This is a genomic window from Streptomyces sp. NPDC048191 (genome assembly GCF_040652655.1).
In the GTDB taxonomy this organism is placed as follows: domain Bacteria; phylum Actinomycetota; class Actinomycetes; order Streptomycetales; family Streptomycetaceae; genus Streptomyces.
Map to the genome: position 1 here is coordinate 1 of NZ_JBEZMO010000009.1, position 18,261 is coordinate 18,261.

15 protein-coding genes are annotated in these 18,261 nt (G+C 73.2%); 1 reads left to right on the forward strand and 14 read right to left on the reverse strand.

Annotation, left to right across the window (positions count from 1 at the left end):
* Window positions 1-133: 133 nt before the first annotated feature.
* The 8 genes from AB0D93_RS16985 to AB0D93_RS17020 all read right to left on the reverse strand — a co-directional run bounded on the left by AB0D93_RS16985 (window position 134) and on the right by AB0D93_RS17020 (window position 11,128).
* Window positions 134-2,083: an SWIM zinc finger family protein gene (locus AB0D93_RS16985; RefSeq protein WP_362119897.1), complete on the reverse strand. Its 1,950-nt coding sequence runs from the start codon at window positions 2,081-2,083 to the stop codon at window positions 134-136.
* Between the two features lie 548 nt (window positions 2,084-2,631).
* The gene (locus AB0D93_RS16990) at window positions 2,632-5,478 is read right to left on the reverse strand and encodes an SNF2-related protein (RefSeq protein ID WP_362119900.1); all 2,847 of its coding nucleotides are present in this window, start codon (window positions 5,476-5,478) and stop codon (window positions 2,632-2,634) included.
* Between the two features lie 97 nt (window positions 5,479-5,575).
* Window positions 5,576-6,157, reverse strand: a complete 582-nt coding sequence (locus AB0D93_RS16995) for a sugar kinase (RefSeq protein WP_362119902.1) — start codon at window positions 6,155-6,157, stop codon at window positions 5,576-5,578.
* Window positions 6,154-7,299 (reverse strand): ROK family glucokinase, encoded by a 1,146-nt coding sequence (locus AB0D93_RS17000; RefSeq protein WP_362119904.1) that lies wholly within the window; start codon window positions 7,297-7,299, stop codon window positions 6,154-6,156. Before AB0D93_RS17000 ends, AB0D93_RS16995 begins: the two co-directional genes overlap by 4 nt.
* Window positions 7,300-7,417: 118 nt before the next feature.
* Window positions 7,418-8,188, reverse strand: a complete 771-nt coding sequence (locus AB0D93_RS17005; RefSeq protein WP_362119906.1) for an ATP-binding cassette domain-containing protein — start codon at window positions 8,186-8,188, stop codon at window positions 7,418-7,420.
* Window positions 8,185-9,225, reverse strand: a complete 1,041-nt coding sequence (locus tag AB0D93_RS17010) for an ABC transporter permease (RefSeq protein ID WP_362119908.1) — start codon at window positions 9,223-9,225, stop codon at window positions 8,185-8,187. The genes AB0D93_RS17005 and AB0D93_RS17010 overlap by 4 nt, the downstream gene beginning before the upstream one ends.
* On the reverse strand, window positions 9,222-10,226 hold the full coding sequence (locus AB0D93_RS17015; RefSeq protein ID WP_362119910.1) for a sugar ABC transporter substrate-binding protein: 1,005 nt from the start codon (window positions 10,224-10,226) through the stop codon (window positions 9,222-9,224). Before AB0D93_RS17015 ends, AB0D93_RS17010 begins: the two co-directional genes overlap by 4 nt.
* A 164-nt stretch (window positions 10,227-10,390) precedes the next feature.
* Entirely contained in the window at window positions 10,391-11,128 is a 738-nt protein-coding gene (locus AB0D93_RS17020; protein ID WP_362120371.1) for a GntR family transcriptional regulator, read from the reverse strand.
* Between the two features lie 130 nt (window positions 11,129-11,258).
* Here AB0D93_RS17020 and AB0D93_RS17025 point away from each other — a divergent pair, with 130 nt between their 5' ends.
* The gene (locus tag AB0D93_RS17025) at window positions 11,259-12,275 is read left to right on the forward strand and encodes a Gfo/Idh/MocA family oxidoreductase (RefSeq protein ID WP_362119912.1); all 1,017 of its coding nucleotides are present in this window, start codon (window positions 11,259-11,261) and stop codon (window positions 12,273-12,275) included.
* A gap of 254 nt (window positions 12,276-12,529) precedes the next feature.
* On the opposite strand, the gene AB0D93_RS17030 is transcribed toward AB0D93_RS17025, so the two are convergent.
* The 6 genes from AB0D93_RS17030 to AB0D93_RS17055 form a co-directional block, all read right to left on the reverse strand.
* The gene (locus tag AB0D93_RS17030) at window positions 12,530-13,711 is read right to left on the reverse strand and encodes a cytochrome P450 (protein WP_362119914.1); all 1,182 of its coding nucleotides are present in this window, start codon (window positions 13,709-13,711) and stop codon (window positions 12,530-12,532) included.
* Window positions 13,712-13,790: 79 nt separating this feature from the next.
* Window positions 13,791-14,462, reverse strand: a complete 672-nt coding sequence (locus AB0D93_RS17035; protein WP_362119916.1) for a response regulator transcription factor — start codon at window positions 14,460-14,462, stop codon at window positions 13,791-13,793.
* Window positions 14,463-14,524: 62 nt separating this feature from the next.
* The gene (locus AB0D93_RS17040; RefSeq protein ID WP_362120373.1) at window positions 14,525-15,745 is read right to left on the reverse strand and encodes a histidine kinase; all 1,221 of its coding nucleotides are present in this window, start codon (window positions 15,743-15,745) and stop codon (window positions 14,525-14,527) included.
* A 425-nt stretch (window positions 15,746-16,170) separates the two neighbouring features.
* The gene (locus AB0D93_RS17045) at window positions 16,171-16,566 is read right to left on the reverse strand and encodes a ribonuclease domain-containing protein (protein ID WP_362119918.1); all 396 of its coding nucleotides are present in this window, start codon (window positions 16,564-16,566) and stop codon (window positions 16,171-16,173) included.
* Between the two features lie 104 nt (window positions 16,567-16,670).
* Window positions 16,671-17,297: a dihydrofolate reductase family protein gene (locus AB0D93_RS17050; protein ID WP_362119920.1), complete on the reverse strand. Its 627-nt coding sequence runs from the start codon at window positions 17,295-17,297 to the stop codon at window positions 16,671-16,673.
* A 77-nt stretch (window positions 17,298-17,374) separates the two neighbouring features.
* Window positions 17,375-18,190, reverse strand: coding sequence for an AIM24 family protein (locus AB0D93_RS17055; RefSeq protein WP_362119922.1), 816 nt, complete (start codon window positions 18,188-18,190; stop codon window positions 17,375-17,377).
* Window positions 18,191-18,261: the final 71 nt, after the last annotated feature.

Below are 18,261 nucleotides of genomic sequence, written 5' to 3' on the forward strand. Positions count from 1 at the left end.
GTTCCAGCCCCCCCCACCCCCCCCCCAACTGCTCCCCCCCCCCCCCCCCCCCCACGCCCGGCCCCGGCAGCGAACACCGCTGCCGGCACCGGCCTTCGCGCGCCGCGGGCGGTCATTCGCGCGCCGCGGGCGGTCAGGTGTCGTCCGGGGTGCCGAGGCCGGTGAGGGCGCCCACCGGGTCCAGGTCGGGAGTGCCACGGGGCCACCAGTCGTCCTGGTCCGGTTCCGACTCGTAGGCGTACCACAGGCCGTCGCGGCCGAGGCGGAGCTGGACATGGCCGCGCGGGTGGGTGAGGCGGTTGCGCCAGGGGCGGAACGCCGGGAGGTCGGCGGCGAGCAGCAACGGGCGGGCCCGGTCGAAGCGGCCGGCCGGGGGGTCCCACGGCTCCTCCAGGACGGCCAGACCCGCGAGGCCGCCCTGGCGCCAGGCCGCGACGGCACGCGCGAGGTCGGCCGGGGTGCGCTCGACGGCCTCGGCGAGTGTGGCGTACAGGGTGCGGGTGGTGGCCGTGAGGCCGGAACCGGGGCGCGCCGCGGCGAGGCGCACCGCGTCCTGCCACAGGGTCAGCTCGCCCACCGGGTCACGCCCCGTACCGAGCAGCGCGTGGGCGCGAGCGGCGGCATCGGTCGCCAGCTGGTCCAGCGCGAAGGGGTCCGGGCCGCCGGGCGCCGCCGGATACACCGGTGGCTGCTCGGGATGCGCGGGCACCGGCAGGGGCGGGGGAAGCGGCGGGAGCCGGCGGGGAGCGAGCGCGGCGGTGGCGCGCACCCCGGGCAGCGACTCGGGTCTGCGGTCCTGCGCGGCGCGGGCCGCTCGGGCGGCGCTGCGCCGGGAGAGGGCGTCGAGCAGGTCCTTCTCACCGCGGCCGCGCAGCAGGAGCAGCACGAACGGGTCGGCGTCCAGCAGCCGTGCCGTCTGGTAGCACAGCGCGGCCGCGTGCTTGCAGGGGTGCCCGGAGTCGGGGCAGCTGCAGCGCGGCACCAGGTCGCCGGGGCCGGGCAGCAGGGGCACACCGCAGTCGGCGAGGGACTGGGGCAGCTCCTTGTCGAGCAGCGCGGCGATGTGCCCCGGCCGGTCGGCGGCCTCGTCCAGGAAGCGGGACCAGTCGGCGTCCTCCAGCGTGCGGATCCGCACCTGCACCCGGTACGGGCGGGGCCGGCTCCCCCGCACGTACGCCAGCACGAGTCCCGGGGTCACGGTGATCGCGTCGACATGGCCCTGGTCGGCGTAACCGCGTCCACGCGCCAGCCGCTTGGGATCCAGGGCACCCTGCTCCAGCGCGCCGGTCCAGGCGTTGCCCCACCAGGTCCCCGCGAACGGCGCGTCCGCGGCGCCGGCCTCCCGGGGCGGGAACGCCGGGAAGGTGCGGCGCAGGTCGGTGTCGCGGTGCGGGGTGGCCATGGTGTGCGGCACGTGCGGGGCCGCGGGAGGCGGGGCGGCCGGAGCGGCTGGGGGCGTCGCGCCCCTGTCGGTGGCGGAGCTCGGCGGTTCGGCGGTGTCACCGGCACCGGAACCCCGCGTCTCGTCCTCCGGGGAGTCGGACCACTGCGGCATCCGGAAGGCGTTCGTCAGGTAGTGCCGCATGTCCTGGGCGGCCTTGTGCCGGGCGGCCCGGGATACGGGGTTCGACCCGGACACAGACGAGGTACGGGGTGCGGCGGAGGTATTGGGCCTGGCGGCGGTACGAGGCGTGGCGGAGCCTGGTCCTTCCGCGCCGCGCGCCTCCTGCCGGGCATCCGGCTGCGCCGCCGTCTGTGCCCTGCGCCGGGTGGCCTCCTCCTCGGCCCGCAACGCCTCCCGCCGGGCCGCGCGCAGCGCTTGCCGGGCGGCGTCGGCGGGGCGTCCGCCCGGCTGGGCGGCGGAGTGGGCCCGCGGCGCGGGCGTGTCCCCCTCGGGGGCCTGGTCCCGGTCCTGCCCCGGGGTGGACCCGACGCCCGGTACGGCAGCGGCGGCCGGCCGTACGCCCCCCTCACCTCGGGGCGGGACCCCAGCCCCGGTCGGATCCGCTTCGCCGTCACCGCGCCGCGCGGAGACCGCAGCCCTGAGCGCCGCACGCGCCACGTCCCCGGGCCTCTCGGACACACCGGCCACGCGCCCGCCGGGCCCCTCGGGCACCGCCCCCGTCCACACAGTCGGCGCCTCGGACGCCTCCGTCCGCTCAGCAGCCCCCTCAGGCGACTCCGTCCGCTCAGCCGCCCCCTCAAACACACCTGACGCATGCGACACCGGCTCCACAACCGCACCGAACGCAGGCCGAGCCGATTCCCCAGCCACACCCGGCGCAGGTCGGTCCGACTCCCCACCCACACCCAGCACAGGCCCACCCGACTCCCCAGCCACACCCAGCCCAGGCCCACCCGACTCCCCACCCGCACCCGCACCCAGCGCAGGCCCACCCAACTCCCCACCCACACCCGACGCAGGCCCAACCGGCTCCCGAGACGCGTCCTCCCCGGCCCCGACAACCCGGTCGGACCCAGCCGTTGCCGTCCGCTCCGAGGCGGGGCGCGCCGCGCCCGGGGTTTGTTCGTCCAGGGCCGCGGGATCGGCTTCGGGCCGTTTCCTGGCTGCCCTGAGGGCCCGGCGCGCGGCGTCGGCGGGGCGGGGGGCGGGGTCCTCCGGCGGGAGGCTCATGACGTCCTCCGGAGGGAGACGAGGTCGGACAGCTCGCGGTCGGTCAGTTCGGTCAGGGCCGCCTCCCCGGAGCCGAGGACGGCGTCGGCCAGGGCGCGCTTGGCGGTCAGCATCTCGGCGATGCGGTCCTCCACCGTGCCCTCGGTGACCAGGCGGTGGACCTGGACGGGCTGGGTCTGGCCGATGCGGTAGGCGCGGTCGGTGGCCTGCTCCTCCACCGCCGGGTTCCACCAGCGGTCGAAGTGGACGACATGGCCCGCGCGGGTGAGGTTCAGACCGGTGCCCGCGGCCTTCAGGGAAAGCACGAGGACCGGGGTCTCGCCGCTCTGGAAGCGGTCGACCATGCGCTCGCGCTCCGGGACCGGGGTGCCGCCGTACAGCAGGTCGACGGGAATCGCCCGGGCGGACAGGTGGGCGGTGATCAGACGGGCCATGCCGACGTACTGGGTGAAGACGAGCGCCGAACCGTCCTCGGCGAGGAGCGTGTCCAACAGCTCGTCCAGCAGCGCCAGTTTGCCCGAGCGGTGGGACAGGCGGTCGGCCCGGGTCTCCTCCTTCAGGTAGAGCGCGGGGTGGTCGCAGATCTGCTTGAGGGCGCCCAGCAGTTTCAGGACCAGGCCCCGGCGGGCGATGCCCTCGGCCGTCTCGATGGCCAGCATCGACTCGCGCACCACCGCCTCGTACAGCGCGGCCTGCTCGCGGGTGAGCGGCACCGGGTGGTCCGTCTCGGTCTTGGGGGGCAGTTCGGGGACGATGCCGGGGTCGGACTTCTTGCGGCGCAGGAGAAAGGGGCGGACAAGCCGGGCCAGGCGCTCGACCGCTTCCTGGTCCTCGCCGTTCTCCACCGCGCGGGCGTGCCGGGCGCGGAAGGACTTGAGGGGGCCGAGGAGTCCGGGGGTGGTCCAGTCGAGCAGGGCCCACAGTTCGGAGAGGTTGTTCTCCACCGGGGTGCCGGTCAGGGCCACGCGCGCGGGGGCCGGGATGGTGCGCAGTGCCTTGGCGGTGGCCGAGTAGGGGTTCTTCACATGCTGGGCCTCGTCGGCGACGACCATGCCCCAGGGGCGGTCGGCGAGCTGTGCGGCCGCCGACCGCATCGTGCCGTACGTGGTGAGGACGAAGCCTCCCTCCAGGGCGTCCAGGCTGCGGTCCGGGCCGTGGAAGCGGCGGACGGGGACGCCCGGCGCGAACCGGGTGATCTCCCGCTGCCAGTTGCCGAGCAGGGAGGCCGGGCAGACGACCAGGGTCGGCTCGGGGCGGGCGCGCTTGAGGTGCAGGGCGATGAGGGTGACGGTCTTGCCGAGGCCCATGTCGTCGGCGAGGCAGCCGCCGAGGCCGAGCGAGGTCATCAGGTCGAGCCAGGCGAGACCGCGCAGTTGGTAGTCGCGGAGGGTGGCGGCGAGGCCGGCGGGCGGGTCGGCGGGACGCAGGCCCGCCGTGAGCCGGTCGCGGAGGGCGGCCAGCGCGCCGGCCGGTACCGCCTCGACGGTCTCGCCGTCCACGTCGGCGGTGCCGGTGAGCGCCACGGACAGCGCGTCGACCGGGTCGAGCAGGCCCAGTTCTCGTTTGCGGGCCTTGCGGACCAGGGCCGGGTCGACCAGCACCCAGCGGTCCCGGAGTCGTACGACCGGGCGGTGGGCCTCGGCCAGGGCGTCCATCTCGGCCTCGCTGAGCGGATCCCCGCCGAGCGCCAACTGCCAGCGGAACTGGAGCAGTTCCTCGCTCTCGAAGAAGCCGGTGCCGTCGGTGGCCGAGCCGGGCGCCGGGCGGACCACGGCGGCTGCCGAGAGGTCGCGGGCGAGGTCCCGGGGCCAGTGCACGGCGACCCCGGCGGCGGCCAGCCGCGCGGCGCCGACGCCGAGCAGCTCCCCCAGCTCCTCCTCGGACAGGGCGAGGACGTCCGGGACGTCCTGTCCGGCGAGCCGGTCGAGCGGGGGCCACACGCGGGCCGCGCGGCGCACGGCCAGGGCGGCGTCCACCCGCGCGCGAGGTCCGAAGGCCGAGTCGGCCTCCCCCGCCCACAAGGCCGCCGCGTCGGCCACCAGGGTGGGGTCGGCGAGGCTGTGCACCTGCACGATTGCCGCTCCGGCGGCGCGGGCGCCGTCGTGCTCACCGGCGTCGAAGACGTCGTACGCGGACAGGTCCAGGCGCAGCGAGATCCGTACGCCCGCGTCCATGCCGGCGGCGACCTCGGCCGCCCACGCGTGCGCCTGCGGCAGCGCCACGGGCGCCCGGGCCGCGAAGGGCCGGCCGGAGGTGTACGGCGCGGCGGGGGTGCGGGGCAGGGTGTCGGCGACCGCGTCCAGGAAGGAGCGGAGCAGTGCTTCCGGCTCGGGCAGCCGGAGCGGGCCGGGGTCCGGGAGCGGCACGGCGTGGCCCTCCGGGGGCAGGGCCGCGGCGACCGCACGCAGGTGCGCGATGTCGTCGGGCTCCAGCGGGCCCGCCCGCCAGGCGTCCTGGCCGGCCGGGGTCAGGCCCGGCAGCAGACGGCCGCGGGCCACGAGCCGCAGCGCGTGCAGCGCGGCGGCGCCCCAGCAGGCCGTGGCCGGGTGTGCGGCGGGGTCGCGGCGGGCCCGGACGAGCAGGGGCAGCGCCTCGGCGAGCGACAGGGTCAGCGCGGGCACCTGCCGGCGGCGCACGCTCGCGCCATGGCGCCGTACGACGGTCAGCTCGTCGGTGTCGCCGCGGGCGGGCAGCGGGCCGCCGTCGGGGTCCCAGAAGGCGACGCGGCCCTCGCGCGGGAGGGGCGCGGGCAGGTAGACGCACGCGAGGCGTACCGGGACCGGGGTCCCGGCCGGAGCCGCGCCGTCCGTGCGCTCGGCCACCCCAGCCGTGCCACCGCTCATAGGTCCTGCCACCTCCCGCCCGTGTGCCCGGTCAGACGTCTTCGACTCTACGGGCGGGGTCTGACAACCGGCCCCGGGGACCGGTCGGGGCCGGTGCTCATGGCACCGTGCGGGAGACGACGTAGACCATCGGGTAGTTCGGGTCGGACATGTTCACGACCACGTCTTGGGTGGGCGCCGGGTTCTTCTGGTCGTGGGTCAGCCCCCACCAGGGGCCGGAGCCGGTGAAGTGCCAGCCGCTGACCTTCTGGTCGCGGGCGCCGACGGCGATGTCGTTCTTCTTCAGCTCGTCCCGGCGCGCGCCCATGGTCTGCAGGAAGCTGTCCAGGCCGGCGGCGTTGGTGCGGAACTGCACGTAGAGCCGGCTGGTCTTCCAGTTGTTCGTCTCGTAGTAGGCGATGTAGTCGGCGGGGTGCGGGACGGTCACCTGGTAGAGGCGGCGCTGCACCTTCGACGGCCAGCCCGGGGTCAGACCGGTCGCCGAGTACTTCGCCTCCTTGTCCTTGCCGCTGTTGCGGCTCTGGTTGGCGGAGATCACCAGGTAACCGGCCGGGACGCCGATCAGCAGGCCGATGATCAGCAGGGTGAGCGCGCGGCGCCTGGCCTTGTGCCGGGGGTCCTCGGCGGGGCGGTGCGGCTCGTGCGGCGGGGCTGCCTGGCGCGGCAGCGAGGCGGTCATGCGGTGTCCCGGTCGCGGCGGGCCTGGGCGTACCGCTCGTAGCGCTCGTACCGCTCCACCCGGCGGCGCTTGGCCCGGCGGAACCGGCGGGCGACCAGTCGGGCCAGGTCGGCGGCGCCCACCATGCCGGCCTCGGGGCCGAGCTGGGCGCGGGTGAGGCGGGCCTCGGGCCGGTAGCCGCGGCCGGTGAGATGGCGCTTGAAGGCGTCCCGGGCCGGGCCGATGAGCAGGTCGTCGGCGGCCGAGACCCCGCCGCCGATGACGAAGCAGGACGGGTCGAGGGCGGCGGCGAGGTTGGCGATGCCGACGCCGAGCCACTGGCCGATGTCCTGCAGCAGCTCGATGCACATGGCGTCGCCCTCGCGGGCCAGCTCGGTGATCATCGGGCCGGTGATCTCGTGGATGTTGCCCTTGACGTGCTCGATGATGCCGTAGGCCACCGGCGAGTCGGCGACGGCCAGTTCCCTGGCCTCGCGGACGAGCGCGTTGCCGGAGCTGTACTGCTCCCAGCAGCCGCGGTTGCCGCACGGGCAGCGGTGGCCGCCGGGCACGACCTGCATATGGCCGAACTCGCCGGCGACGCCGTACTTGCCCCGCTTGACCTGGCCGTCCTCCAGGATGGCGCCGCCGATGCCGGTGCCGAGGGTGATCATGACGAGATGGTCCTCGCCGCGCCCCGCGCCGAAGCGCCACTCCGCCCAGGCGGCGGTGTTGGCGTCGTTGTCCACGAGGACCGGCACGGAGAGCCGGCCGCTCAGGCGGTCGCGCAGCGGTTCGTTGCGCCAGGACAGGTGGGGGGCGAACAGGACGCGGTTGCGGTCGGCGTCGACCCAGCCGGCGGCGCCGATGCCAACCGCGTGCACGTCGTGCCGGTCGGACAGGTCCAGGACCAGTTCGACGATGGTGTCCTCGACGACCTTGGGGCTCTTGGACTTGTCCGGGGTCTCCGTGCGGAGCTTCTCCAGGATGTTGCCGTCGGCGTCCACGACGCCCGCCATGACCTTGGTGCCGCCGATGTCGATCCCCACCGTCGGCACGCGCGGTGCGGTCAGGTGTGACCGGCGCTCTCTTGTGCCGACGGTACGCAGGACCGGGGCTCGGCGGGAGCCGATGGGGGCGGTGAGGTCGCGGTAGGTGCTCATCGTTCGTCGATTCTGCCTCACCGCGGGTGTGGGTGGCGTACGGGACGGGAGAGGGCGGTGCGCGGGCGTCGCCGGGCGCGGCGTGCGTCGTGGTCGCTCGCGCGGTCGCCCGCTCCCCCTAGTCCCGCTGCAGTTCGTGGACCAGGGCGTCGAGGTCGGAACCGCCGGCCATCTGCTGGGTCAGCTCCTCCAGTGTGATCCCGTCCCGTGTGTAATTGCCCACCATCATGCCCCGGCGAAGGAGCACGAACCTGTCGCCCACCAGGTACGCGTGGTGCGGGTTGTGGGTGATCAGTACAACACCCAGGCCCTCGTCGCGTGCCGCGGCCACATATTTGAGGACCACACCGGACTGCTTCACGCCCAGTGCCGCCGTCGGCTCGTCCAGGACCAGGACCTTCGCGCCGAAGTAGACGGCCCTGGCGATCGCCACGCACTGGCGTTCGCCGCCGGAGAGGGTGCCGATGGGCTGGTCGACGTCGCGGAGGTCGATGCCCATGCGCAGGAGCTCGGCCCGGGTCGTCTCGCGCATGAACTCGGTGTCCAGGCGCTTGAAGGGGCCCTTGCCCCTGCGGGGCTCGGAGCCGAGGAAGAAGTTGCGCCACACCGGCATGAGGGGGACCACCGCCAGGTCCTGGTAGACCGTGGCGATACCGCGGTCCAGGGCGTCGCGCGGGGAGGAGAGGGTCGTCTCCTCGCCCTCGATGCTCAGCGTGCCGCCGTCGTGCTCGTGCAGGCCCGCGATGATCTTGATCAGGGTGGACTTGCCGGCTCCGTTGTCGCCGAGGACGCAGGTGATCTCACCGGGTTCGACCTCCAGCGAGACGCCTTCGAGGGCACGCACGGTGCCGTAGTGCTTGCTGACGCCGGCCAGCTGGACGAGGGTCACTTGTCGGCCTCCGCGCGCTTCTTGACCCAGGCGTTAAGCAGGGTCGCGAGGAGCAGCATCGCTCCGAGGAAGAACTTGAACCAGTCGGGATTCCACTCGGCGAAGACGATGCCCTTGCTGGTCATGCCGAAGAGGAGGGCGCCCACGGCGGAGCCGATCGCGCTGCCGTAGCCGCCGGTGATCAGGCAGCCGCCGATGACGGCCGCGATGATGTAGATCAGCTCGTTGCCGACGCCCTCGCCGGACTGGACGGCGTCGAAGGAGAAGAGCAGGTGCTGGCCGGAGATCCAGGCGCCGAACGCCACACCCATGTAGAGGCCGATCTTGGTCCTGGCGACCGGGACGCCGACCGCGCGGGCCGCGTCCTGGTTGCCGCCGACCGCGAAGATCCAGTTGCCGGCGCGGGTGCGCAGCAGGATCCAGGAGGCGAGGGCGACCAGGCCCAGCCACCACAGGACCGTGACCTTGAAGTCGACCCCGCCGATGGTGATCGTCGAGGCGAAGACCGCGCGGGCGGAGGGGAAGCCCTCCATGTCCCCGACGGTCTTCGTCGACACCGTGCCGTCGATCAGCTTGGTGAAGCCGAGGTTCAGGCCGGTCAGCATCAGGAAGGTGCCCAGGGTGACGATGAAGCTGGGAAGCCTGGTGCGGGTGAGCACGAAGCCGTTGAAGGCGCCGATGGCGAGGGTGGCCAGCAGGGACACGCCGACGCCGACCCAGGTGTTCGCCGTCATCTGGTAGCTGAACATCGAGGAGATCAGCGCGGAGGACGTCACGAGGACACCGGCGGACAGGTCGAACTCGCCGCCGATCATCAGCAGCGCCACGGGTACGGCCATGATGCCGATGGTCGAGGAGGCGTACAGGACCGTGCTGAGGCTGGAGGCGCGCAGGAAACCGTCGGCGGCGCAGGCGAAGAAGACGAGGACGGCGAGTGCGCCGACCACCGAGCCCAGCTCCGGCCGGGAGAGCAGCTTCCGCAGGGAAGAGCTCTGCAGAATCCTTTCGTCAGCGGTTTTCTCCAGGGCCGCGCTCATCGGGTGCCCCGCGCGGTGTACGCGGCCAGCGCGGACGCCTGGTCCTTGGTGATGATCTGCGGGCCGGTCAGGACGGGCTTTCCGCCGCCGAGGACGTCGCCGTTGTACTTGTAGGCCCACAGCAGGTCGACCGCCTCGTAACCCTGGAGGTACGGCTGCTGGTCGACGGCGAAGCCGAGGGTGCCGTTCTTCAGCGCCGCCGCGACCTGGGCGTTGAGGTCGAAGGTGTCGATCTCGGCCTTGCTGCCGGCGTCCGACCTGGCCTTGACGGCGGTGTCGGCGTAGGGCGCGCCGAGGGTGACGACGGCGTCGATGGACCGGTCGGCCTGGAGCTTGGCCTCGACGGCGGACTGGACGTCGGGCATGTTCGTGCCGTTGACGTACAGCTTCTGCAGGGTGCCGTGGAAGGTCTTGGCGACGCCGTCGCAGCGCTGCTCGTGGCCGACGTTGCCCTGCTCGTGCAGCACGCACAGGGCCTTCTTCTTCCCGCGCTTGTCGAGCTCCTCACCGACGGCCTCGCCGGCGATGGTCTCGTCCTGGCCGATGTGGGTGAGCGCGCCGAAGGCCTTGGACTCCTCGGAGCCGGAGTTCACCGTGATCACCGGGATGCCGGCCTTCTCGGCGCGGGCCACGGCGGCCTTCATGGCGTCGGGCTTGGCGAGGGTGACGATGATTCCGTCGACCTTCTTGTCGACCGCCGCGTCCACCAGCTGCGCCTGCTGCTGTGCCTCGTCGTCGTGCGAGTACAGGAAGTTGATGTTGTCCTTGAGGGCGGCCTGCTTGGCGCCGCTCTGCACGATGTCCCAGAAGGTGTCGCCGTCTCCCGAGTGGGTGATCATCGCGAAGGTCCAGCGCGGGGTGTTCACCGCCGCCCTCCCCTGGGCCACGGCGGCCTTGCGGGCGTCCTCGGCCCGCTTGCCCCCGGTACTGCTGCACGCTGCCAGAGACAGCGAAAGTGCCCCTGTCAGCCCGATGACTGCCCAGGTCCGAAACCGTGCCACGAGGCGGCGCCCCTTCTTGCTGTGTTCGTACGTACCGAAGGGGCCGGCGATCAGCTCAGCGGCCCCAAACGCTCCAGTATCGAACACGGGTGACACTCATGACACAGCCGGGGAGCACTCGGCCGTTCACATGTCCGGACATTGCGACGAACCCGGCGTCGAGGTCAGGACCGGACGAGCAGCTGGAACTCGAAGGAGTAGCGCGTCGGACGGTAGGTGTGGTCGCCGAACTCGACCGCGCGGCCGGTGTCGTCGAAGGTGGTGCGCTGCATGGTGAGCAGCGGGGCACCCTCGACCTCGGCGAGCCGCTCGGCCTCTTCGGCGGTGGCACCGCGGGCCCCGATGGACTGGCGGGCGCTGTGCAGGGTGATCCCGGCGGAGCGCATCAGCCGGTACAGGCCGGTGGCCTCCAGCTGGCCGGTGTCCAGGTCGAGCAGTCCCGTCGGCAGATGGTTGGTCAGGTACGCCATCGGCTCACCGTGCGCGAGGCGCAGCCGCTCGATGCGGTGCACGTCGCCGCCCTCGGGGACGCCGAGCGCGGCGGCGACGGCGGCGGAGGCCGGCAGCACGGTGTTGACCAGGACCTTGGTCGCGGGGCGCTGGCCGGCCGCCTCCAGGTCGTCGTAGAGACTGCTCAGCTCCAGTGGACGCTTGACCTGGCTGTGCACCACCTGCGTGCCGACGCCGCGGCGGCGCACGAGCAGCCCCTTGTCGACGAGGGACTGGATGGCCTGCCGGACGGTCGGCCGGGACAGCCCGAGCCGAGCGGCCAGCTCGATCTCGTTGCCCAGCAGACTGCCCGGGGTGAGGGCGCCGTGCTCGATGGCGGCCTCCAGCTGCTGGGAGAGCTGGAAGTACAGCGGTACCGGGGAGCCCCGGTCCACACGGAGGTCGAGCGACACGGTCGGGTCCACATCTGGTTTCGGCACGGGCCCGAGCGTAGCCCTGTGATCGGTTGACGGGAAGTTGTGAAGTCCGATTGTCCGGACATACGCATTGACAGCGTACGGGGTCCGCCCTCACTTTGTTTCCATGCGCATCGGGGTCATCGGTACGGGCCGCATCGGCACCCTTCACGCGAGAGCGCTCAGCCGCCACCGCGAGGTCGGATCACTGATCCTGACGGACGTGGATCCGGCGCGGGCCCAGGCACTGGCACAGCGGCTGGGCGAGACGGCGGCGCCGGGGGTGGACGAGATCTTCAAGTGGGGTGTCGACGCCGTGGTGATCACCACGGCGACGGCGGCCCACGCCGAGCTGATCGGCCGGGCGGCCCGCTCGGGACTGCCCGTCTTCTGCGAGAAGCCGATCGCCCTGGACCTGCCGGGCACGCTGCAGGCGCTCGCCGAGGTGGAGACGGCCGGAACGATCCTGCAGATGGGGTTCCAGCGGCGCTTCGACGCGGGGTACGCCGGCGCCCGCGAGGCCGTCCGCTCGGGGCGGCTCGGCCGGCTGCACACCGTACGCGCGATGACCTGCGACCAGTCCCCTCCCCCGGCCGAGTGGCTGCCGCTGTCCGGAGGGCTGTTCCGGGACACCCTGATCCACGACTTCGACGTACTGCGGTGGGTGACGGGCCGTCAGGTGACCGAGGTCTACGCCACCGGGTCCGACGCCGGGCCCGAGATGTTCCGCGAGGCCGGCGACGTCGGCACCGGCGCGGCGCTGCTCACGCTGGACGACGGCACACTCGCCACGGCCACGGCGACCCGGCTGAACGGCGCCGGCTACGACGTGCGCATGGAGCTGGCCGGGGAGCGGGACACGGTCGTGGTGGGCCTGGACGACCGTACGCCGCTCGCGTCCACCGAGCCGACCGGGCCACCGCCCGCGGACAAGCCGTGGCCGGGCTTCCTGGAGCGGTTCGGGCCCGCGTACGAGGCCGAACTGAACGCCTTCGTGGACGTGATCCGCGGTGAGCGGCCCAACCCGTGCGACGGACACGAGGCCCTGCAGGCCCTGCGGGTGGCCGAGGCCTGCGAACGCTCCCGCCGCGAGCGACGCCCGGTGGACCTGTCCGAGATCCCCGGCCAGGCGCCGACGCCGTAGCCCGCCCGGCCGCCCGCTTCCCACCGGCCCGTTGCAACCCGCAGCCCTCGCCGAGCCCTCCGGCCGGCCCACGGGCGACGCGACCCGCCCCGGCCGCAGGCCGCGCCCCGCACCAACGCCGGCCGGACACAGGCCCGTTGCCCAGGCACCGGCCTGCCCGTGGCACTCGCTGAGATCGTCGGGCAGGCACCGTCTCACGACCCGGGCGTCGGGGGCGTCCGCCGGTGTCGGCCGGGGGCTCACCGGAGGGTGCGCTACCAGCGCACAGGCAGGCTGCGTACGCCTCTCATCAGCAGGCCGGGGAGCCAGTCACCGGGGTGGCCGTCGAGGGTCAGGGCGGGGGCGCGGCGCAGTAGCGTGCCGATCGCCGTGCGGCCCTCCAGGCGGGCCAGGGGCGCGCCCAGGCAGTAGTGGATGCCGTGGCCGAAGGCGAGGTGGCCGCGGGAGTCGCGGCGGATGTCGAAGCGGTCCGGTTCGGCGTAGCGGTCGCCGTCGCGATGCGCGGCGCCCAGGCCGACCATCACGTGCTCGCCCTGCTCGATCCGGGTGCCGCCGATCCGCAGGGCCTCGGTGGCGTAGCGGAACGTGGCGGTCTCCACCGGGCCCTCGTAGCGCAGCATCTCCTCGATCGCGCCGTCCAGCAGGCCCATGTCGGCGCGCAGGGCGGCGAGTTGGCCGGGGTGGTTGAGCAGGGCCAGGACGCCGTTGCCGATGAGGTTGACCGTGGTCTCGTGGCCGGCGATCAGCAACAGGTAGGCCATGCCGCGCAGTTCTTCGGCCGAGAGCCGGTCGCCGTCCTCGGCGGTGGTGCGGATCAGGTCGCTGAGCAGGTCGTCGGCCGGACCGGCGCGCCGCTTGTCCTCGATCAGCTCCGTCAGGTACCCGGCGAGACGGACCACCGCGTCGTACTCGCTCTGCGGGCTGGTCGGTGCGACCACCTCCGTCGACAGTTCGCGGAACCCGTCGCGGTCCATCTCCGGGACGCCGAGCAGTTCGCAGATGACGGTGATGGGGAGCGGGTAGGCGAGCGAACCGATGAGGTCGCCGCGGCCGGCCGGGAGCATCTCGTCCAGCAGGTCGTCGGTGATCTGCTGGACGCGCGGACGCAGCCGCTCCACCCGGCGCATCGTGAAGGCCCGGGCGACCAGGCCCCGCAGGCGGGTGTGCTGCGGCGGGTCGGTGGCCAGCAGGTGCCGGCCGATCAGGTCCTCGTCGAGGAACCGGACGTCGATCCTGCTGCCGTCCTTGGCCAGGCGCGGGTCGGCGAGGGCGGCGCGGGCCTCCTCGTACCCGACGACGAGCCAGCTCTCGTAGCCCTCGTCGGCGCCCGGGGGGCACACGCGGTGGACCGGGCCCCGCTCGCGCAGCCGGGCGTACACCGCGTGCGGGTCGTGGAGCAGCTCCTCGGCGTACTCCCCCAGATCGATCCGTTCCATGAACTTCCGTCCTCCCCGTGCGGCCCCCGAGGCCAGGACAAAGCGGCACCTGTGCACGGACAACGTCCGGGGCGCCGCGTCAGTGCCCGTCCTCGTCCAGAAGGCCGGCGTCGTAGGCGAGCAGGGCGATCTGGACGCGGTTGTCCAGGCCGAGTTTGGCCAGGATGCGCGAGACATGGGTCTTGACCGTGGCGACGCTCATGAACAGTTCCACGGCGATCGCCGCGTTGGCGAGGCCGCGGCCGACGGCGACGGTGACCTCACGTTCGCGGTCGTTGAGGACGGCGAGGCGTTCACGCGCGCGTGCCTGGCGTGCGTCCGCGGCACTCCCGGCCGCGTGCCGCATCAACTGCCGGGTGACGGCGGGCGAGAGCACGGGGTCGCCGGCCGCGACCCGGCGCACGGCGTCGACGATCTCGGCGGGCGGGGTGTCCTTCAGCACGAATCCGGCGGCGCCCGCACGCAGCGCGTGCAGCACCTGTTCGTCGGCGTGGAAGGTGGTGAGTACGACGACCTGCGGGGCGTCGGCCCGTGCGCGCAGTCGCGCGGTCGCGGTGAGCCCGTCCACCGAGGGCATCCGGATGTCCATGAGGACGACGTCCGGCCGGGTGCGCGCGACGAGTTCCTCGGCCTGGGCGCCGTCCGCTGCCTCACCGACGATCTCGATGTCCCCGGCCCCGCCGATCATCAGGACCAGTCCGGCCCGGACCAGCGGGTCGTCGTCGACGAGGAGGAGTCTGATCGGCGTCATGGGCCTTACGTAATCACGGGGGCGGGCGGCGCGCGGGGGGCTTTCCGGAGGACGGGTCGTCGTCAGGACGTCGGTCCGGTCTGTGCCCACGGCAGCCAGGCCCGGACCTCGAACCCGCCGTCGCCCGTGGTGCCGTGCTCCAGCCGGCCGCCGGCGAGGGTCGCGCGTTCCGTGAGGCCGATCAGGCCCTGACCCGAGCCGGGGACGGGCGTGGGCTCGGTGGTGGGCGGCGGGTTGGTGACCGCGAGCGTGAGGCCGTCGCCGGGGCTGCCGGTGAGGCACACGGTGACCTCGGCGCCCGGGGCGTGTTTGCGGGCGTTGGTCAGGGCCTCCTGGGCGATGCGGTAGGCGGTGCGGCCGACGGAGGCCGCCACGGCGGCCGGGTCGGCGACCCGGTGGTCCAGGGCGACCTTCATGCCCGCCTCGCGGCACTCGGCGACCAGGGCGTCCAGCGCGGCCAGCGTCGGCTGGCGCCGCTCGCCGGCGCTGTCCTCGGACTCCCCGGCCCGCAGCACCCCGATGATCTCCCGCAGGTCCTGCAGCGCCTCGTGGGCGCTCTCCCGGATCACTCCGGCGGCCCGGGCGACCTCCTCGCGCGGCGCGTCCGGCCGGAACTCCAGGGCGCCCGCGTGCACGCTGAGCAGGGTGAGCCGGTGGGCGAGGACGTCGTGCATCTCGCGGGCGATGGCCTCGCGGGCGAGCCGCTGCGCCTGCTCGGCGCGCAGCCGTGCCTCGTTCTCCGCCCGGCGGGCCCGCTCGCGCAGGCTCAGCATCAGCAGCCGCTTGGAGCGCACGAACATGCCCCAGCCGATGACGGAGACGGCGAGCAGCACGGCGAACACCACGGATCCCGCGAAGGGCAGATCGGGATCGGGGCGCAGCCAGTAGTAGAGGGGTACGAGAGCGAGGTCGGCGCCCCCGATCCAGGCGACGTGGCGGAACGGCCGGTGCACGGCGAGGGTGAACAGCGCGACCATGGCGGTGCCGCCCGCGGTGGAGGACACGAAGCCCAGGGGGACCATCGCGGCGGCGAGGCCCACCGGCCAGCGGCGGCGCAGCCAGACGGCGCCGCAGGACAGCGCGCCGAGCAGCACGTCGGCGACGGCGAGGCCCTGGGGCGCGTGCTGGTCCCGGAGCAGGGCGGTGGCGGCCACCAGGAACACGAGCCCGGCCAGCAGGAAGCAGCAGGTGTCGACGGCCCAGTCCCGTGCGGTGCGCCGCGGTGGCCGGCCGTCGGTGCCGGAGTCCGGGTCGAGCCCGTGCAGCAGGGCCGAGGGCAGCATCCACCGGCGGGGCCACGCCCCGCCCGCCACGCCGTGGCCGAACCCGTTCTCCGTCACGGTCGACCAATCTACGAGAGGTGAGGACCCCCGGCCGCACCGCGCGGGTGATCGGCTACCAAAGTCACGCACTCATGGACTTTCGGCGGCGGCAGCCGGCCCGTGACGAGGGTGCGCGTGATCGGTCCGACCCCGTATGGCTTCCCCGATGAGCGCCGTGCCGGATGGCGAACTAGCCTCCGAGATGAGCGCCGAGCGGATCTTCCGGTGCGCTCGACCCGGCCCCGAGGAGGAGAAATGCGCGTGCGCTGTTCACCGGCATCGGTTCCGATTGCGGCCAGCCGCGTCGGGTAGCCGACCGGTCGCTGGTGTGTGTCTCCGAGTGGATGTCAAAGGCCCCGTACCGTGACCGGTACGGGGCCTTTGCGTCAGCAGCCGAAGTCGATCAGGTCGAACGTGGCGTAGTGGTCGGAGGTGTAGTAGTCCTCCTGGGACGCCTCACCGGTGACGATGCGCCGGGCACCGCGTGTGGGGGATCCGGGGGTGACCACCGTGTACTCGTGGTAGTAGCCGGAGGGTTCGCTGGGCAGGACGCCTTCGCGGTTGGAGAAGACGGTGCCGTCCTGCGAGTACGGGTAGGGGCCGCCCCGGGCGATGAGGTCCAGGGTGTCGTGGGCCTGCGACGGCAGGTCGCTGGAGCAGATGCTGCCGACCGACGAGGCTGCGGCGTCCGCCGTGGTGGCGGAGACGGTGCCGCCCACGAGGAGCGCGGACAGGAGCGCGGCTGCGGCGCCGATACGAGTTGCGTGTGGGGGGAATCTCATGTCCTCATGATGACGCGCGTAGACGTTGGCATGTCAACGACAAGTTTGAAGATTTTCCCTCGAAGTCCCATGAGTTCTCGGGAAGTTAACCTGCCCCCCGGCGTCTACCGGTCCTCTTCCGCGCGTTCGTACGAGCCGTACTCCGGGCTGCCCGCCAGGTCGTACGACTGGATGGAGACACCTGATCCCGTGACGCGGCCGCCGGTGTGCCGGAACGCGGTGGGGAGCGTGCCGTCGCCGAGCAGGCGGCGGCCGGAGCCGAGGACGACCGGGAAGGTCAGCAGATGCACGGTGTCGAGGAGACGGAGGCCGATCAGGGAGCGGACCAGGGCGCCGCTGCCGTGGACCTGGAGTTCGCCGTCCGTGCGCTCCTTGAGGGCCTGCACCTCCTTGGCGAGGTCGCCGCCGAGCACCGTGGTCCCGGACCACGCGGGCGACTGGAGAGAGGAGGAGACGACGTACTTCGGGAGCGTGTTGAGCCGGCCCGCGATGGCGGCGGGCTCGGCCGTCCGCGGCCAGTAGGAGGCGAAGATCTCGTAGGTGCGGCGGCCGAGCAGGAAGGCGGCGGACCGGTCGAAGACCTCGGTGATGAACCGGCCGGAGTCGTCGTCGCCGTACGGAAAGCTCCAGCCGCCGTGCCGGAAGCCGCCGCTGGGGTCCTCCCGGGGGCCGCCGGGCGCCTGGTACACGCCGTCGAGGGTGACGAAGAGGGTGGAGACGAGCTTGCCCATGGCGGGTGCCTTCTTTCCGGGTGCGGGGTCTTCGCGGTCATCGGTTCGGACCCCGCACGCACCCGGAACTCATCGGTTCAGCCCGCGTGGGTCGAGAACAGTCCGCCGGTCGGGCCCTGCTTGTCACCGCCCTGGGCCTTCTTCAGGGCGTTGGCGAGGCTCTCGATGGTGAGGGACTGCAGGATCACCCGGCCGTTGCCCTCCAGGGTGGCCAGGGACAGGCCCTCGCCGCCGAACACCGCGTTCATGATCCCCTGGCGGTTGAGGCCGCCGACGCGCTGGACGCCGTACTGGATGCCCTCCTCGAAGGCGACCACACAGCCGGTGTCCACCTCGATGCGGCCGCCGAAGTCCGCGGGGTTGAGGTCGATGAAGTTGCCCGCGCCGGCGATGATCACCGTGCCGTACCCGGTGAACTTCTCGAGGACGAAGCCCTCGCCGCCACTCATGCCGGTACGGGCGCCGGCGAAGGCGATGCCGAAGTCGACGGTGGACTCGGCGGCCACGAACGCGTCCTTCTCGGCGAACCACGCGCGGGTGCCGTCGAGTTCCAGGGCGCGCATCTCGCCGGGGAGCACACCGGCGAAGCCGACCGTGCCCTGACCGCCCTGGGAGGTGAAGTACTGGAACGCCAGCGACTCGCCCGCGAGCATGCGCTGGCCCACCTGCATGGCGGTGCCCATGGCCTGGCGCAGCAGGCCGCCCATGCCGCCGCTGCCGCCCTGGCCCTGCTGCCCGCCGTTTCCGGACGGGCCCGACAGGCGCGTCTCCATGGTCACGTTCGTCGTCTTGAACAGGAACTTTCCGGCCTCGCAGTACACGGTCTGGCCGGGCTGCAGGTTGACGACCGCCATCTGCATGGCGTTGCCGACGATCTCTTGCTGAAGGGTCACACGGGAAGAACGCGGGAGACGGACCGTTGAGTTCCAGGAGGCGGGAAACGGGTCCCAGCGGGTGACACGCG

Coding starts and splice junctions, on each gene's coding strand:
- AB0D93_RS17000 (WP_362119904.1), bottom strand. CDS start 7,299: ATGAGCACCTACCGCGACCTCACCGCCCCCATCGGCTCCCGCCGAGCC.
- AB0D93_RS16990 (WP_362119900.1), bottom strand. CDS start 5,478: ATGAGCGGTGGCACGGCTGGGGTGGCCGAGCGCACGGACGGCGCGGCT.
- AB0D93_RS16995 (WP_362119902.1), bottom strand. CDS start 6,157: ATGACCGCCTCGCTGCCGCGCCAGGCAGCCCCGCCGCACGAGCCGCAC.
- AB0D93_RS17030 (WP_362119914.1), bottom strand. CDS start 13,711: ATGGAACGGATCGATCTGGGGGAGTACGCCGAGGAGCTGCTCCACGAC.
- AB0D93_RS17040 (WP_362120373.1), bottom strand. CDS start 15,745: ATGCTGCCCTCGGCCCTGCTGCACGGGCTCGACCCGGACTCCGGCACC.
- AB0D93_RS17050 (WP_362119920.1), bottom strand. CDS start 17,297: ATGGGCAAGCTCGTCTCCACCCTCTTCGTCACCCTCGACGGCGTGTAC.
- AB0D93_RS17010 (WP_362119908.1), bottom strand. CDS start 9,225: ATGAGCGCGGCCCTGGAGAAAACCGCTGACGAAAGGATTCTGCAGAGC.
- AB0D93_RS17025 (WP_362119912.1), top strand. CDS start 11,259: ATGCGCATCGGGGTCATCGGTACGGGCCGCATCGGCACCCTTCACGCG.
- AB0D93_RS17035 (WP_362119916.1), bottom strand. CDS start 14,462: ATGACGCCGATCAGACTCCTCCTCGTCGACGACGACCCGCTGGTCCGG.
- AB0D93_RS17045 (WP_362119918.1), bottom strand. CDS start 16,566: ATGAGATTCCCCCCACACGCAACTCGTATCGGCGCCGCAGCCGCGCTC.